This is a genomic window from Nocardia sp. N2S4-5 (genome assembly GCF_044628355.1).
Classification (GTDB): Bacteria; Actinomycetota; Actinomycetes; order Mycobacteriales; family Mycobacteriaceae; genus Nocardia; species Nocardia wallacei_B.
The window spans coordinates 1,971,235-1,986,790 of sequence record NZ_JBIUPM010000001.1 but is presented as its reverse complement, the minus strand read 5'-3'; the positions used below and the strand labels follow the sequence as shown (position 1 = coordinate 1,986,790).

Here is a 15,556-nt window from a genome sequence, read left to right as displayed (position 1 = left end):
CCGTGGAACCCGAAGGCGCTCCGGCGACCTCCGCCGCACCGCGCGACGACTTCGACCACACCGTCGACGTCCTGGTCATCGGGTCCGGTGGCGGCGGGCTGACCGCGGCGCTCGCCGCCGAGGCGGAGGGGCTGGACACCCTCGTGGTCGAGAAGTCCTCGCACTACGGCGGTTCCACCGCGCTGTCGGGCGGCGGCATCTGGGTGCCGGGCGCACCGGCCCAGCGCCGCGACGGGTATCGGATCGACCCCGAGGACGTCGTGGAGTACCTGCGCCGGATCACCGAGGGCCTGGTCAGCGAGGAGCGGTTGCGCGCCTACGTGGCACGCGCGCCGGAGATGATGGAGTTCCTCGAGAACCGCAGCGACTGGCTGGAATTCGTGTGGAAGCCCGGCTACGCCGACTACTACCCGGAACTGCCCGGCGGCTCGCCCGAGGGCAGCACCATCAACGTGCCGCCCATCGATCTGCGCGAACTCGGTCCCGACGAGGAACTGCTGCTGCGCCCGCTGGCCCTCGCGCCCAAGGGAATCTGGCTGGGCCCCAAGGATCTTCGGCTGTTCTACCAGGTCCGCCAGCACTGGCGGGGCAAGGCCGTGCTGGTGAAGCTGGTATGGCGGATGTTCCGGGCCCGGGTGTTCGGCGACCGGATCGCCGCCATCGGCCAATCGCTGGTGGCCCGGCTGCGACTGGCGTTGCGCGAGCACGACATTCCGCTGTGGCTCGACGCCCCGATGACCGCGCTGATCACCGGCGCCGACGGCGCGGTGGTGGGCGCGGTCATCGAGAGGGACGGCCGCGAACTGCGCATCCGCGCCGAGCGCGGCGTGATCCTGGCGACCGGCGGCTTCGAGCACGACATGGCCTGGCGCAAGGAGCTGGAACCAGTTATCGACCAGGACTGGAGTTTCGGCAATCCGGCGTCGGTGGGCGACGGCATCCGCGCGGGCGAGCAGGTCGGCGCGGGCACCGATCTGATGGACGAGGCGTGGTGGTTCCCCGCCATCCAATGGCCCGACGGCCGTATGCAATTCATGCTCAACGAGCGCATGATGCCGTCCCAGTTCATCGTCAACGGCGCGGGCGAGCGGTACATCAACGAGGCCGCGCCCTACATGGACTTCGGGCACGCGATGATCGAGGGCCAGAAGTCGGGCGTCACGCACATCCCGAGCTGGCTCGTCACCGACACGCGTTCGTGGCGCCGGTATGTCGTGGCGGGACATCTGCCGATTCCCACCGTGCCGTTCGCGCCCGTGCCCACCGGCCGGAAGATGCCGCGCGCCTGGCTGGAGTCGGGCGTGGTCAAGACCGCGGACACGTGGGAGGAACTGGCGGCCAAGATCGATGTCCCGCCGGAACGCCTGCGCGCCACCGCGGAACGATTCAACGAACTCGCGCGCAAGGGCCACGACGACGACTTCGATCGCGGTGACAGCGTCTACGACAACTACTACGGCGATCCGACGCTGCCCAACCCCAATCTGTATCCGATCGGCAAGCCGCCGTACTACGCGTTCCGGATCGTCCCCGGCGACCTGGGCACCTCGGGCGGTCTGCGCACCGACGAGCACGCCCGGGTGCTGCGCGCGGACGGCACCCCCATTCCCGGTCTGTACGCGACCGGTAACACGTCCGCGGCGGTCATGGGCCGCAGCTACGCCGGCGCGGGCGCGACCATCGGGCCCGCGATGACATTCGGATACATAGCGGCCCAGCACATGACGTCTCATTCCAACGGAGGAAGCACATGAAGATCTCGCTGTTCTACGAATTCGCGCTGCCGCGGCCGTGGACCCACGACGACGAGCGCGAAATGTTCCAGGACGGCCTGGACGAGGTGGAGGCCGCCGACAAGGCGGGCTTCTCCACGGTGTGGCTCACCGAGCACCACTTCCTCGAGGAGTACTGCCACTCCACGGCGCCGGAGATGTTCCTCGCCGCGGCGAGCCAGCGCACCAAGGACATTCGCCTCGGCTTCGGCGTGATGCACATGCCGCCGGCCATCAACCACCCCGCCCGGGTCGCCGAGCGGGTCTCGACGCTGGACCGGATCTCCAACGGGCGCGTGGAATTCGGCACCGGCGAATCGTCGTCGGTAGGTGAGCTGGGCGGGTTCAACATCGACCCCGCCGACAAGCGCGGCCAGTGGGAGGAGGCCCTCGACGTCGCCATCCGCTGCATGATCGAGGAGCCGTTCACCGGTTTCAAGGGCAACCACATCGAAATGCCCGCGCGCAACGTGATTCCCAAGCCGCAGCAGCTGCCGCACCCGCCCGTCTGGGTGGCGTGTACCCGGCCGTCGTCGGTGCAGATGGCGGCCCAGAAGGGCATCGGCGCACTGAGTTTCGCCTACACCGGCCCCGGGCCGCTCGCCGAGCGCGTGCGCGGCTACTACCAGGAGTTCGAGGACAAGGCCGAACCGACCATCCCGCAGCTCAATCCGAACATCCTCGCCATCGGCGGCGACCTGTCGATGATGGTCGCGCCGACCGACGAGCAGGCCCTGCGGCGGCTCGACGTGGGTGGCGGCTTCTTCTCCTTCGGCATCATGCACTACTACATGACCGGCCAGCACACCCCCGGCCGCACCGGCGTCTGGGACCGCTACCTCGACGCGGTGAAGGAGGACGAGACGCTGGCCTACGGCCCCGGCCGCGGCGCGATCGGCTCGCCGGACACCGTGCGCGAATTCCTGCGCGGCTACGAGGAGAGCGGCGTGGACGAGATCATCCTGCTGCTCAACCCGCGCAGCCACGAGGGCACCATGGAGTCGATCGAGCTGATGGGCAAGCAGGTGCTGCCGGAGTTCATCGAACGCGACGAGAAGGCGGTCGCGGCCAAGGCCAAGCGGCTCGAGCCGATCATCGAGAAGGTGGAGGCGCGGCGGAAGCCGTTGGCCTCGCCCGCATTCGACGAGTCCTATGCCTTCGGCGGCCTGCCCACCGGCCGCGGCGGCAAGTTCACCGCCAGCGAGATCCCCGAGGCCATGGCCGAGATCAACGAGGGCCGGGTGCAGGCGGCGCAGCGCGCCAAGGACGAGCAGTAGCCGGACCGCGAGGACGAGGTGCCCGACGTGGGACGTGTGGACGAACTGTGGCGCTACGACGGCCGGCGGGTCGTCGTGACCGGCTGCGCCTCCGGGATCGGCGCGTGTGTGGCGGCTCAGGTCCGTGACCTCGGCGGCGAGGTCGTAGGGCTCGACATCGCCACGCCCGCAACCGAACTCGACGAGTTCCAGCAGGTCGACATGTCGGACGCCGCGTCGATCGACCGGGCCGTCGAGTCGGTCGGCGGTCCGGTGGACGCGCTGTTCAACGTCGCCGGGGTCTCGTCGGGCATCGGGGACCCGCTGCGGGTCGTCACGATCAATTTCCTCGGCCTGCGGCGGTTCACCGACGCGCTCACCGCGGCGATGGCCCCGGGATCGACGGTCGTGAGCGTCTCCTCGCTCGCCGCCGCCGGGTACCTCGCGCACCGGGAGCAGGTCCTCGGCCTGCTCGACACCACCGGCATGGCGGACGGAATCGCCTGGTGCGAAGGCAATCCCGACGCCCTCGCCGACGGCGGTTACCGGCTGTCGAAGGAAGCGATCATCTACTACACGATGCGGCAGGCCGTGCCCCTCGGGGCGCGCGGCATCCGGATCAATTGCACGGGACCGGGCGTCACCGAGACGCCGATCCTGGACCAGCTGCGCTCGGCGTACGGGCCGCAGTATCTCGACACCATCCCCAAACCGCTCGGCCGGGTCTGCGAGCCGGACGAGCAGGCGGCCGTCCTGGTGTTCCTCAACAGCCGGGCCGCGAGCTATGTGACCGGACAGGTGCTGTGGGTGGACGGCGGCAACGTGGCCGCGCGAATCACCGAAGGAGAATCATAAATGGCCAGCCTGACCGAATTCCGGCGCGTCGCAGCGGAAGTGAGCAACTGGGGTCGCTGGGGCGCCGCCGACGAACTCGGCACGCTCAACTTCATCACCCCCGACAAGATCGCCGCGGCGGCGCGGCTGGTGCGGCACGGCCGGGTGTTCCCACTCGGCATCGACTTCGACTCGTCCGGGCCGCAGGGCGCGTTCAAGTTCCGGCAGAACCCCGTGCACGTGATGACCGTCGACGGCGGCGACGCGCGGACGATGGCCGAATACGGGCCACAGTGGGCGGGCAACGGGTTCGGCCAGGAGTTCGGCGGCTTCTTCGCGGGCGAGGACAATCCGTTCCGGTTCAACGACGACATGATCATCATGCCGTTGCAGGCCGCGACCCAGTGGGACGCGCTGTCGCACGTGTACTACGACGACAAGCTGTACAACGGCTTCCCCGCCGACTCGGTGACCAGCGCCGGTGCGTTCCACTGCGGCATCGAGAAGGTCGACGGCAAGGGCATCACCAGCCGCGGCGTGCTGCTGGACCTGGTCCGCCACCGCGGCGCCGACGTGTTCCTGGAGCCGGGCAATCCCATCACCCCGGACGAATTGGACGAGGTCGCGCGCGCCCAGGGCGTCGAGGTCGGCCGCGGCGACATCGTGCTCGTGCGCACCGGCTGGCAGGCCCGATTCGCCGAAACCGGCGACGGCGCCGAGCCGTACTCGGGCTTGGACTGGATGTGCGCCAAGTGGTTACACGAACGCGAGGTCGCGGCGGTGGCGGCGGACAACCTGATGGTCGAGGACGTCGTCTCCGGGGTCGAGGGCACCTTCCTGCCGATGCACATGCTGTGCCTGCGCGATATGGGCCTGATGCTCGGCGAGTACTGGGACCTGACCGCGCTCGCCGCCGACTGCGCGGCGGACGGCGTCTACGAATTCCAGCTGATCGCACCGCCTTTGCGGGTCGTCGGCGCCGTCGGCTCGCCGCTCAACCCGATCGCCATCAAGTAAGCCAACCAGGAGGTTCCGGCTGTGACTGCAAGTACGACAAACGCGACCACCGCCGTCGGCATCGACGAGGGACGGCCGTTCGTCGTCGGCGTCGGCGGCACGTTGCGCGCGGATTCGTCGACCGAGCGCGCGCTGCGGCACTGCCTGACGGCGGTCGAGCGCCAGGGCGGGCGCACCGCGCTGTTCTGCGGCGCCGCGCTCGACCTGCCCATGTACAACCCGTACGACGCGAGCCGCACGCCCGGCGCGACCGAACTCGTCGACGCGCTGCGCCGCGCCGACGCCGTGGTGATCGCCTCGCCCGGCTACCACGGCGGCATCTCCGGCATGGTGAAGAACGCCCTCGACTACATCGAGGATCTGCGCGGCGACCCCACGGTCTACCTCGACAACAAGCCGTGGGGCTGCATCACCTGCGCCTACGGCTGGCAGGCAGCCGTCGGCACCCTGGGCCAGCTCCGCTCGATCGGCCACGCCCTGCGCGCCTGGCCCACCCCCTTGGGCGTCGCGATCAACTCCGCCGAGCCGATCTGGGGACCGGACGGCGCCCTCACCGACGACACCGTCGGCGCCCAACTGGAAGTACTGGCCACCCAGGTGCTGACCTTCGCCCCGACCGGCGGAGTACGGGCGTGAGCGTCCCACCCCGCGGGGCGGTCGTGGGGCGTTCGGTGGCTGCCGCCGTGGCCGCGCTGCGGGGTGGGCGCATGGTGCTCGTGGTCGGCGCCGAGAACGGCGGGTATCGCGGCCATCTGGTGCTGGCCGCCGAACACGCCACGGCCGAGGCGGTCAATGCCATGACGACGGTCGGGCGCGGGCTGGTGCAGGTGGCGGTGCCGTCGGCGGCGCTGGACCGGCTCGAGATTCCGCCCGCCGATCCGACGGCGACCGGACCGGGCCGTGAGTTGTTCCGAATGCCGGTGGGGCTCACGGGCGAGAGCGCCGGGGTGCGGGCGTCGCAGCGCGCGAGAACCATTCGGGCACTGGCCGATCCGGCCAGCCGCCCGGCGGACTTCACGCGTCCCGGCCACGTCTTTCCGTTGGGCTGTGCGGCCGGGGGAGTGCTGGCGGCGCCCGCGCCGCCGGAGGCCGCTGTCGACCTCGCCGGCTTGGCGGGGATGGCGGCCGCTGCCGCGCTGTGTGAGGTGTGTGCCGCCGACGGTGAGCTGGCGGAACTGCCCGAACTGCTCGAATTGGGCCGCCGTCATCGGCTGCCGGTCGTCTCGATCGACGATATCGTCACGTATCGCCGCCGTGAGCTGGCGCGTGTCCGCCGGTGCGGCACCGCGCGAATCCCCCTGTCGGCAGGCAGGTTCCGCGCGTACGGATTCACCGACGGGCTGGGCCGCGAGCACATCGCGCTCGTGTACGGGCATCCCGTCTCGAGTATCACTCCGCTGGTCCGAGTCCACGGGGAGTGCCTGTTCGGTGACGCGCTCGGTTCCCGGCTCTGCGGCTGTCGGACCGGCCTCGACCACGCCGTGGACCGCATCGCCCGCGCGGGCCACGGTGTGCTGGTCTACATCCGCACCGGCGGCGGCCGCGCACACCGCCCGACACCGTCCGGGAATACCGAGACACCGTATCCCGCAACACATCCCCTGGAGATCTGGGATCTCCGCACCGCCTTCGACATCCTGGACGAACTCGGCTTCCACGAGATCCGGCTCCTCGCCGACGACGGTCAGGCCACCGGCCCTGGGCACACCCAGCGGTCGGACCCCCATGTCCTCGATATCCCGGATTCCGCCAGTGATCCCGTGCGCATCCTCGAGCTTATTCCGCTGTGGGAGAACGCTTCCCGGGCGGAGACCGGGCCGCCTACCCCGGGTGCCCCCGGCGAAATAGGAAGGGCCTCATGAACGCACAGCGCAGGACCCTGGTTGTCGACGGCTCGACAACCAGCTACCTGGAGGCCGGATCGGGTGAACCGGTCGTGCTGCTGCACGGCGGTGAATTCGGGGTCGGCGCCGAAATCGGCTGGGAGCACACGATCGACGCCTTGGCCGAGCGCTACCGGGTGCTGGCGCCGGACATGCTGGGTTTCGGCGAGTCGGCGAAGGTGGTCGACTTCACCGACGGCCGCGGCCTGCGCATCCGGCACGTCGCGCGATTCCTCGCCCTGCTCGGCATCGATGCGGCGCATTTCGTCGGCAATTCGATGGGTGCGATCAACCTGCTGGTCGACGCGACCTCCGACGCGCCCCGGCTGCCGATGCGGAGCCTGGTGGCGATCTGCGGCGGCGGCGAGATCCAGAGCAACGAGCACATGCGCGCGCTCTACGACTACGACGCCACCTTCGCCGGGATGCGCCGCATCGTCACGGCGCTGTTCCACTCCCCGTCCTACCCGGCGGACGAGGCCTACGTGCGCCGTCGTTACGAGGCGAGCATCGCCCCCGGCGCATGGGAAGCGTTGGCGGCGGCCCGTTTTCGCCGCCCGGGCGCCGAGCCGCCGCCCGGCCCGTCGAGCAAGCGGGCGTACGAGCGCATCACCGTCCCCGCCCTCGTCGTCGAGGGAGCCGGCGACAAACTGCTCCCCGAGGGCTGGGCCGCGGAGATCGCCGGGCAGATCGCGGGCGCCCGCCACGCGACGGTGTCCGAGGCCGGGCACTGCCCCCAGATCGAGCGGCCCGAGATCGTCAACGACCTGCTGCTGACCTTCCTCGAAAGGAACGACATATGACCGACGAACTGACCGGCAAGGTCGCCGTCGTCACCGGCGGCGCCTCCGGAATCGGCGCCGCGACGGTGGCACGGTTCGTCGCCGCGGGCGCCAACGTCGTCGTCGGCGACCTCGATCCCGAGCGCGGCGCGGAGTCGGTGGCCGGCTACGGCGACGCGGTCGTGTTCCAGCAGACCGACGTCGCCGAACCCGAACAGGTCGAACGGCTGATCGACCTCGCGGTACGCACCTTCGGCGGCCTGCACGTCATGTGCAACAACGCCGGCGTGCCGGGCGCCATGCATCCCAGCCTGCTGGTCGACGACCTCGCCGACTTCCACCGGGTCCTCGGGGTGAATCTGCTCGGGGTGATGGCGGGCACCAAGTTCGCGGCCCGGCACATGGTCGACCACGGCGGCGGGTCGATCGTCAACCTGTCCTCGATCGGCGGCGTCCAGGCGGGCGGGGGCGTGCAGACCTACCGGGCCTCCAAGGCCGCGGTGATCCACTTCACCAAGTCCGCGGCGATCGAGTTGGCGCAGTACGGCATTCGGGTCAACTGCATCGCTCCCGGCAACGTGCCGACCCCGTTTCTCGCGGCGTCGGCCACCACGATGTCGGCCGAACGCATCGAGCGGTTCACCCGGTCGGTGCGGGCGTCGATGAAAGAGGACCGGCCGCTGCCGCGCGAGGGCACACCGGAGGATGTCGCGGAGGCGGTGCTGTATTTCGGCAGCGACCTTTCGGCATACGTCACGGGAACGGTGCTGCCCGTGGACGGCGGCACGGTGGCCGGTAAGCCGCTCAAGCCGCGCAAGAAGCCCGCGGAGCAGTCCGTCACCGCCCGTAGCTGATCATGCTCGCGTTAATTCAACTGCTTGACTTAAATCGCCCGGCGGCGTTGACTGGAAGTGCCGGTATTCGGAATCGAGAACGAGATTCCGATGCGGCCGCGCGGTCATCACGCCGTCCGGGCCGGGCCGGCGATCCGGAGGGAGCCGACATGGCTACGGTCGACAGATCCCGCGCCGAGCAGGTCACCACGACTCGCGAGGCCATTCTCGTCGCCGCGGAACGCCTGTTCGCCGAGCGCGGGATCGCGTCGGTGTCGAACCGGCAGGTGAGCGAGGCCGCGGGACAAGGGAACAACGCCGCGGTCGGCTACCACTTCGGCGCCAAGGCAGACCTGGTCCGGGCCATCGTGCGCAGGCATCACGCGCATACCGAGCAACTGTGCCGGGAGATGGTGGCGCGCGTGGGGGAGTCCGACGAATTGCGGGACTGGGTGAGCTGTCTGGTCCGCCCGGTCACCGAACACCTTGCGGCCCTGGGCAATCCGACCTGGTACGCGCGCTTCAGCGCGCAGTTGCAGCCGGACCCGGTCTTCCGCGATCTGATGTCGGACGAGTCGCTGGCCTCCCGGTCGCTGGTGCGCGTGGTGGACGGCCTGCAGCGCAGCCTGCCGGGCCTGTCACCCGAACTGCGCCGGGAGCGAAACTCCATGGCGCGCTTGCTGATCGTGCACACCTGTGCCGAGCGTGAGCGCGCGCTGGCCGACGACACGCTGCTGGGCCGCGCGAGCTGGGAGGAGACCGCGACCGGTTTGATCGACGCGATCACCGGGCTCTATCTGGCGCCGGTCACGCGATGACCGTCGTCACGCGGCCCCGAACGGCCGCGCGCAGAAAGGAAGTCGGGAGATGACGAGAGTCCCCCGCCGCACGGGTGTCTTGATCGTCGGCGCCGCGGCCGCCGGGCTGGCGACGGCGGAAGCGCTGCGCCGCCAGGGTTTCCGCGGTGCGATCACGATGCTGGGCGCGGAACCGCATCTGCCCTACGATCGTCCGCCGCTGTCGAAGCAGATCCTGTCCGGCGCCTGGCGGCCCGAACGTACCCTGTTGCGCGCGCCGCGCCTGCTGGCCGGGCTGGAGGTCGAACTGCTGCTCGGGCACCGGGCCCTCGCCCTCGACGTGGCCGGGCGCACGGTGCGCTCGACGGCGGGACCCATCACCGCCACCGACGCGGTCGTGATAGCCACCGGGGCCACCCCGAGGACGCTGCCGACCGTGCCCGGTCTGCGCGGCGTTCATGTGCTGCGCACCCTCGACGACGCCCTGGCATTGCGTGACGCGCTGACCCCCGCTGGGCTCGGGTACGCCTCGAGTGACCCTGGTCCGGCGCGGCCCCGGGTGGTCGTCGTAGGCGAGGGCGTCCTGGGCGCGGAAATCGCCGCGACCACAAGGCAATTGGGCCTGGACGTCACCATATCCGGCCCGCTGTCCGCCCCGATGGTGACCCAACTCGGCGAGTTCGCCGCCGCGCGGCTGGCCGAACTGCACACGCGCAACGGTGTCCGGCTGCGGCTCGGTGCGGGCGTCGACGGATTCACCGAGCGCGATGGTCGGGTCGCCGGCGTGACGCTGCGGACCGGCGAGACGCTGCCCGCCGATCTGGTCGTCGTCGCCATCGGCGCCGTGCCCGCGACCGACTGGCTCGCGGGCAGCGGGCTGACCCTGGCCAACGGCGTCGTCTGCGACGACAGCTGCCGGGCCGCGGCGGGTGTATACGCCGTCGGCGACGTCGCCCGCTGGCACGATCAGGACGCGAACGCGCCTGTGCGCCTGGAGAATCGGACGCACGCCTCCGAACAGGCGGGCGTGGTGGCGGCCAATATCGTCGGCGCCGAGCGGGTCTACCGGCCGATCCCGTACTTCTGGACCGACCAGTTCGACGCCAAGATCCAGGTGCACGGCACCATCACGCCCGACGCACAGGTCACGGTCGTGGACGGCGACCCGGCGACCGGCCGCTTCGTCGCCCGCTACGAGCGGGCCGGAGCGATCACGGCCGTGCTCGGCTGGAACATGCCCAAACAGGCTCGCATGCAGCGTCAGCATCTCGTGGATGCCCGCCGCGAGCCGCTCACCCCAGCGCACTCCCCGTAGGAAGAAGGTCCCGATGAAGGTGACTGTCGAACAGGACAAATGCATTGCCGCCGGGCACTGCGTCATGCATGCCGCGGCCGTATTCGATCAGCGCGACGACGACGGTGTGGTCGAACTGCTCGACGAGAACCCGCCCGCCGAACTCGCCGCCGACGTGCGGGAGGCGGCGGCGGTCTGCCCCGCCATGGCCATCCACGTCGAGGAATAGACCGAAAGCCTGCGGTTCGCCGCAGCCGACCACAGGAGTCACCGTGTCCGAAACACTGACCGACGCCACCGCCGCGACGGCAGGCATCCCCGACTATCCGATGCTCCGGTCCGCCGGCTGCCCGTTCGCGCCCCCCGAACAGGCGCTGCGGCTGGGCCGCGAGAAGCCGCTCAACCGGGTGCGGATCTGGGACAGCAGCACGCCGTGGCTGGTCACCGGCTATGCCGAGTTCAAGGCGCTGATGTCCGATCCCCGTGTCAGCGTGGACGATCACCGCCCGGGCTTCCCGCACTGGAACGAGGGCATGCTGGCGATCAAGGACAGCCGCCCCAAGTCGCTGTTCACCACCGACGGCGAGGAACACAGCCGGTACCGGCGAATGCTCACGAAGCCGTTCACGTTCAAGCGGGTCGAGGCGCTGCGCCCGGTGATCCAGCAGATCACCGACGAGCACATCGACAAGATCCTCGACGGCCCGCAGCCCGCCGATCTGGTTGCGGGACTGGCCCTTCCGGTGCCGACCCTGATGATCAGCGAGATGCTGGGCGTGCCCTACGACGACCACGAGTTCTTCCAGCTGCACGCCACCATGAACGTGGACCGGTTCGCGACCAAAGAGCAAGCGGCGGAGGGTCGTTCGCAGCTGGCGCGCTATCTGGTCGAGTTGGTCAAGAAGAAGCTGGACGAACCGGCCGAGGACGTGGTGACCGATATCGCCGAGCGGGTGCGCGCCGGTGAGATCGACATGCGCGAGGCCGCCCAGCTCGGTACCGGGCTGCTCATCGCGGGCCACGAGACCAGCGCCAACATGATCTCCCTCGGCGCGTTGGCCCTGATGGAGAACCCGGACCAGTTCGCGCTGCTGCGCGACACCGACGACCCGAAGGTCGTGGCGGGAGCGGTCGAGGAGTTGCTGCGCTATCTGAGCATCATCCAGAACGGCCAGCGCCGGGTCGCGATCGACGACATCGAGATCGCGGGCGAGACGATCCACGCCGGTGACGGCCTGATCTTCGACCTGGCCCCGGCCAACTGGGACGAGAAGCAGTGGGAACAGCCGGACAAGCTGGACCTGCGCCGCCCCGCCAACCTGCATGTCGGCTTCGGCTTCGGCCCGCACCAGTGCGTCGGGCAGCAGCTGGCCCGCGCCGAACTGCAGATCGTCTTCCACACCCTGGTCCGCCGCATTCCCACGCTGCACCTGGCGATTCCGTTCGACAAGGTGGAGTTCAAACACGACCGTCTCGCGTACGGCATCTACGAACTGCCCGTGGCCTGGTAGCCCGGCTGAGGCCTTCGTTCCGATCCACTGAGCGGCCGCTGCCGACCCCTATTACATCAAATCCATTTGATGTATTCTGCCCGTGTGGCAACCCAGACGCGAGTACCGGTGCCGCTGCTCATGCGGATAGCGGCACACCCGTTGCGCTGGGCGCTGATGACCGAGTTGGCGTCCAGTGACCGACGGGTGCGAGAGTTGGTCGCGGCCGTCGACGAGCCGCAGAACCTGGTGTCCTATCACCTGCGGCTGTTGCGCACGGCCGGTCTGGTGACGATGCGGCGCAGTAGTTTCGACGGTCGCGACAGCTACTACCACCTCGATCTGGCCCGCTGCGCCACGGCATTCGGTGACGCGGCCGACGCGCTGCATCCCTTGCTGGCGCCCGCCGAGCGGCAGTGGCCGAAGGGCGGCTCGGTGTTGTTCCTGTGCACCGGAAACGGCGCACGCTCACCGATGGCGGAGGCGCTGCTGCGGCGTCGCTGTGGCGGACGCGTCGAGGTGACCAGCGCGGGCAGCCATCCCAAGCCCGCCATGCACCCGAATACCGAACGCGTGCTGCGCGAGCACTTCGGCATCGACTTCGAACCCCGGCGGCCGCGGTCGCTGGAGGAGATCGCGAGTCGCCGTTTCGATGTCGTGATCACGTTGTGCGACAAGATCCGCGAGGTCCCGCGCGATCACGGCGCGGCGGTCACGACGCATTGGAGCCTGCCGGATCCGGCCGCCGCCGCGGCGACCGAGGAGGCGGCCTATCCCGAATTCCGGCGTATCGCAACCGAACTCGATACCCGCATCGGGTTCCTGGCTCTGTAGGGACGACAAGGAGGCCCGACCATGACCACCACCGCACCGAACGAACTCGCCCGCGTCCGATACCTCATCGACGATGTGCGCGAAGCTGTGGAGTTCTATACCACCCACCTCGGTTTCACCGTCGATTTCGATGCCGCGCCCGCATTCGCCGCCGTCGTCCGCGGCCCGTTGCAGCTGCTGCTCGCCGGACCCAAGAGTTCCGCGGGCCGCCCGATGCCCGACGGCGCCGTCCCGGTGCCCGGCGCGGGCTGGAACCGTATCCAGCTCGTGGTCGACGATATCGCCGCCGAGGTCGCGCGGCTGCGGGCAGCCGGTGTCACCTTCCGCAACGACATCCTCAGCGGCCCAGGGGGACAACAGGTTCTGCTGCAGGACCCGTCCGGCAACTTCGTCGAACTGTTTCAGCCCGCGCCCCGTCCCGCCCCGCGTGGATGACGGAACCCGACTCCACCGAGGTGGCGGGTCACGAGACATCGGGCCGGTTGCCTCGCCGTCTCGGGCTCGCCGATGCGGTGGTGATCGGGCTGGGTGCGATGCTCGGCGCCGGGATCTTCGCCGCGCTGGCTCCGGCCGCTCGTGCGGCGGGGTCGGGCCTGTTGATCGGCTTGGCCGTCGCGGCGGCGGTCGCGTATTGCAACGCCACCTCGTCGGCGCGGCTGGCCGCTCGCTACCCGGCCTCGGGCGGGACCTACGTGTACGGGCGCGAACGGCTGGGCGAGTGGTGGGGGTATCTGGCGGGGTGGGCGTTCGTGGTCGGCAAGACCGCGTCCTGTGCGGCCATGGCGCTGACCGTCGGGACCTATGTGTGGCCGCGGCACGCGCACGCGGTCGCGGTCGCCGCCGTGGGCGTGCTGACGGCGATCAACTATGTGGGAGTGCGGAAGTCGGCCTGGGTGACGCGCGGAATCGTCGCGGTCGTATTGACCGTGCTGGACGCCGTGGTCGTGGCCGCCTTCGGTTCCGGCGCGGCCGACGCGGCGCGCCTGGAGCTCGGATCCGATGTCACCGTGGCCGGTGTGCTGCAGGCGGCCGGGTTGCTGTTCTTCGCGTTCGCCGGGTACGCCCGCATCGCGACTCTCGGTGAGGAGGTGCGCGATCCGGCCCGCACGATCCCCCGCGCGATTCCCCTCGCACTTGCCATCACCCTGGTGGTCTATGCGATCGTCGCCGTCGCGGCGCTGGCCGTGCTGGGACCCGGGCGGCTGGCCGCGACGGTGGCGCCGCTGTCGGGCGTGGTCCAGGCCGCCGGTATGGACTGGCTGGAGCCGGTGGTGCGGACCGGTGCCGCGGTGGCGGCGCTGGGCTCATTGCTGGCGCTGGTCCTCGGCGTCTCCCGCACCACCCTGGCCATGGCTCGCGATCGCCACCTGCTGCACCGCTTGGCGGCGGTCCATCCCCGCTTCGGCGTGCCGCACCGCGCCGAACTCACCGTCGGGGTGATCGTCGCCGCGGTGGCCGCCGTAGCCGACGTGCGCGCGGCGATCGGATTCTCCTCGTTCGGCGTCCTGCTCTACTACGCCGTAGCCAACGCCTCCGCGTACACCCTCACCCCCGCCGAGGGCCGCCCGCCGCGCGCCGTACCGGTCCTGGGCCTGATCGGTTGCCTCGCACTGGCTTTCACACTGCCGCTGTCCTCGGTGACGTCCGGCGCGGCGGTGCTGGCGGCCGGAGCGGCCGTGTACGGCATCCGGCAGCGCGGCGCACATCGGCCGGTCAACCACACCAGCGATGCCGGAAAAGAATGACTGCGCGTGCCCGCCGATGATTCCTGGATCATCGGTCTCTGGCGATACTCGCACAGAGGGTGTGTCACGCGTCGGCGGAGTCGGAACCGTTGGGAGACAAGGCATCACCGTTCCAGGCTCGGCGTAGTTCTGCGAGCACGACGTGCAGCGCTGGGCTGTGGTGGCGGCGCGGGTGGGTTACCAGGTGGATGGCGCAGTGGGGGAGTGCGGGGCCGTCGAGGACGGTCAATGTGCCGGCGCGGATTTCGGACTCGGCGCTGATCGCGGGGAGGGCGGTCCAGCCCAGACCGACTGCCGCGCAACGCTTGATGGCCTCGATGCTGCCGAAGCGGGAGTGGCGTCCGGCGGTCGTGCCCGCCGCGGCGAGTTGGGCCGCCACATCGTCGCTGTAGCCGCAGCCCTCCTCGATGAGCAGGGCGTCGCGGGCGGCCAGGTCGGCCCACGTCACCGGGTCGCCGGCACGCTCGCTGTGGTCGAGCAGGAGCAACGGCTCCGTGCCGACCCGCTCGAGCGCGAGATCGGTGATCGGCGGCTGTGGCTCCATGGTCAGGGCGAGGTCGGCCGTGCCGCGGCGCACCGCGTCCAAGGCGTCGCCGACGCCGCCGGGGCTCAGCCGGATCCGCACCTCCGGCTCCCGCTCTCGCACCGCGCGGACCACGCCGGGAAGGCGGTAGGTGCACAACGATTCCGGCGCGATGATCCGGACCGTACCGGACGGGCGAGAACCCTTGCCGCCCAGCGCGATTGCCCGGAGCCGATCCTCCGCCGCGAGGACTTCCTCCGCATGCTCGATCAGCCGCGCGCCGACGTCGGTCACGACCACGCGCGTCGGCAGCCGGTCGAGCAACCGGCTGCCCAGCTGCCGCTCCAACTTCTGCACGTGACCGGTCACCGTCGACTGGGTGAAGCCGAGTTCGGCGGCCGCGCCGGTGAAACTTCCCGTCCGCGCGACGGCAAGGAAGCTGCGAAGGAGCCTCGTATCCATGGGCTATCGCAATCCGTGATCGCTGGTATCGATA

General features: G+C 70.1%; 16 protein-coding genes. 15 read left to right on the top strand and 1 reads right to left on the bottom strand.

What is annotated here, in order from left to right:
* The first annotated feature begins 2 nt into the window (after nucleotides 1–2).
* From ACFMRZ_RS08715 to ACFMRZ_RS08645, 15 genes are all read left to right on the top strand, one after another.
* On the top strand, nucleotides 3–1,754 hold the full coding sequence (locus ACFMRZ_RS08715) for an FAD-binding protein (protein ID WP_400182806.1): 1,752 nt from the start codon (nucleotides 3–5) through the stop codon (nucleotides 1,752–1,754).
* Nucleotides 1,751–3,049, top strand: coding sequence for an LLM class flavin-dependent oxidoreductase (locus tag ACFMRZ_RS08710; protein ID WP_280368772.1), 1,299 nt, complete (start codon nucleotides 1,751–1,753; stop codon nucleotides 3,047–3,049). The genes ACFMRZ_RS08715 and ACFMRZ_RS08710 overlap by 4 nt, the downstream gene beginning before the upstream one ends.
* A 27-nt stretch (nucleotides 3,050–3,076) precedes the next feature.
* Entirely contained in the window at nucleotides 3,077–3,883 is an 807-nt protein-coding gene (locus ACFMRZ_RS08705) for a coniferyl-alcohol dehydrogenase (protein WP_280273922.1), read from the top strand.
* Nucleotides 3,884–4,879, top strand: coding sequence for a cyclase family protein (locus ACFMRZ_RS08700; RefSeq protein ID WP_280273923.1), 996 nt, complete (start codon nucleotides 3,884–3,886; stop codon nucleotides 4,877–4,879). It abuts the gene before it with no gap.
* Nucleotides 4,880–4,900: 21 nt separating this feature from the next.
* A complete protein-coding gene (locus tag ACFMRZ_RS08695) occupies nucleotides 4,901–5,515 on the top strand; it encodes an NADPH-dependent FMN reductase (RefSeq protein ID WP_400178644.1) in 615 nt (204 codons plus the stop codon).
* On the top strand, nucleotides 5,512–6,741 hold the full coding sequence (locus tag ACFMRZ_RS08690) for a 3,4-dihydroxy-2-butanone-4-phosphate synthase (protein WP_400178643.1): 1,230 nt from the start codon (nucleotides 5,512–5,514) through the stop codon (nucleotides 6,739–6,741). Before ACFMRZ_RS08695 ends, ACFMRZ_RS08690 begins: the two co-directional genes overlap by 4 nt.
* Nucleotides 6,738–7,565 (top strand): alpha/beta fold hydrolase, encoded by an 828-nt coding sequence (locus ACFMRZ_RS08685; RefSeq protein ID WP_400178642.1) that lies wholly within the window; start codon nucleotides 6,738–6,740, stop codon nucleotides 7,563–7,565. Before ACFMRZ_RS08690 ends, ACFMRZ_RS08685 begins: the two co-directional genes overlap by 4 nt.
* Nucleotides 7,562–8,398: an SDR family NAD(P)-dependent oxidoreductase gene (locus ACFMRZ_RS08680; RefSeq protein WP_400178641.1), complete on the top strand. Its 837-nt coding sequence runs from the start codon at nucleotides 7,562–7,564 to the stop codon at nucleotides 8,396–8,398. Before ACFMRZ_RS08685 ends, ACFMRZ_RS08680 begins: the two co-directional genes overlap by 4 nt.
* 149 nt (nucleotides 8,399–8,547) lie before the next feature.
* On the top strand, nucleotides 8,548–9,195 hold the full coding sequence (locus ACFMRZ_RS08675) for a TetR/AcrR family transcriptional regulator (RefSeq protein ID WP_400178640.1): 648 nt from the start codon (nucleotides 8,548–8,550) through the stop codon (nucleotides 9,193–9,195).
* A 49-nt stretch (nucleotides 9,196–9,244) separates the two neighbouring features.
* Nucleotides 9,245–10,489 (top strand): NAD(P)/FAD-dependent oxidoreductase, encoded by a 1,245-nt coding sequence (locus ACFMRZ_RS08670; protein ID WP_400178639.1) that lies wholly within the window; start codon nucleotides 9,245–9,247, stop codon nucleotides 10,487–10,489.
* A 13-nt stretch (nucleotides 10,490–10,502) separates the two neighbouring features.
* Nucleotides 10,503–10,697 carry a ferredoxin gene (locus ACFMRZ_RS08665; protein ID WP_280273930.1) on the top strand — a complete coding sequence of 65 codons (195 nt, stop codon included), beginning with the start codon at nucleotides 10,503–10,505 and terminating at the stop codon, nucleotides 10,695–10,697.
* Nucleotides 10,698–10,740: 43 nt separating this feature from the next.
* Entirely contained in the window at nucleotides 10,741–11,979 is a 1,239-nt protein-coding gene (locus tag ACFMRZ_RS08660; RefSeq protein WP_400178638.1) for a cytochrome P450, read from the top strand.
* A gap of 84 nt (nucleotides 11,980–12,063) precedes the next feature.
* Nucleotides 12,064–12,792 carry an ArsR family transcriptional regulator gene (locus tag ACFMRZ_RS08655; RefSeq protein ID WP_400178637.1) on the top strand — a complete coding sequence of 243 codons (729 nt, stop codon included), beginning with the start codon at nucleotides 12,064–12,066 and terminating at the stop codon, nucleotides 12,790–12,792.
* Nucleotides 12,793–12,813: 21 nt separating this feature from the next.
* On the top strand, nucleotides 12,814–13,227 hold the full coding sequence (locus ACFMRZ_RS08650) for a VOC family protein (RefSeq protein WP_400178635.1): 414 nt from the start codon (nucleotides 12,814–12,816) through the stop codon (nucleotides 13,225–13,227).
* Entirely contained in the window at nucleotides 13,224–14,537 is a 1,314-nt protein-coding gene (locus ACFMRZ_RS08645) for an APC family permease (RefSeq protein ID WP_400178633.1), read from the top strand. Before ACFMRZ_RS08650 ends, ACFMRZ_RS08645 begins: the two co-directional genes overlap by 4 nt.
* Nucleotides 14,538–14,601: 64 nt before the next feature.
* On the opposite strand, the gene ACFMRZ_RS08640 is transcribed toward ACFMRZ_RS08645, so the two are convergent.
* Entirely contained in the window at nucleotides 14,602–15,522 is a 921-nt protein-coding gene (locus tag ACFMRZ_RS08640) for a LysR family transcriptional regulator (RefSeq protein ID WP_400178632.1), read from the bottom strand.
* Nucleotides 15,523–15,556: the final 34 nt, after the last annotated feature.

Excerpts from the sequence above, each read along its gene's own strand:
- ACFMRZ_RS08680 (WP_400178641.1), top strand. The coding sequence starts at position 7,562 with ATGACCGACGAACTGACCGGCAAGGTCGCCGTCGTCACCGGCGGCGCC.
- ACFMRZ_RS08710 (WP_280368772.1), top strand. The coding sequence starts at position 1,751 with ATGAAGATCTCGCTGTTCTACGAATTCGCGCTGCCGCGGCCGTGGACC.
- ACFMRZ_RS08640 (WP_400178632.1), bottom strand. The coding sequence starts at position 15,522 with ATGGATACGAGGCTCCTTCGCAGCTTCCTTGCCGTCGCGCGGACGGGA.
- ACFMRZ_RS08650 (WP_400178635.1), top strand. The coding sequence starts at position 12,814 with ATGACCACCACCGCACCGAACGAACTCGCCCGCGTCCGATACCTCATC.
- ACFMRZ_RS08645 (WP_400178633.1), top strand. The coding sequence starts at position 13,224 with ATGACGGAACCCGACTCCACCGAGGTGGCGGGTCACGAGACATCGGGC.
- ACFMRZ_RS08700 (WP_280273923.1), top strand. The coding sequence starts at position 3,884 with ATGGCCAGCCTGACCGAATTCCGGCGCGTCGCAGCGGAAGTGAGCAAC.
- ACFMRZ_RS08670 (WP_400178639.1), top strand. The coding sequence starts at position 9,245 with ATGACGAGAGTCCCCCGCCGCACGGGTGTCTTGATCGTCGGCGCCGCG.
- ACFMRZ_RS08685 (WP_400178642.1), top strand. The coding sequence starts at position 6,738 with ATGAACGCACAGCGCAGGACCCTGGTTGTCGACGGCTCGACAACCAGC.
- ACFMRZ_RS08665 (WP_280273930.1), top strand. The coding sequence starts at position 10,503 with ATGAAGGTGACTGTCGAACAGGACAAATGCATTGCCGCCGGGCACTGC.
- ACFMRZ_RS08675 (WP_400178640.1), top strand. The coding sequence starts at position 8,548 with ATGGCTACGGTCGACAGATCCCGCGCCGAGCAGGTCACCACGACTCGC.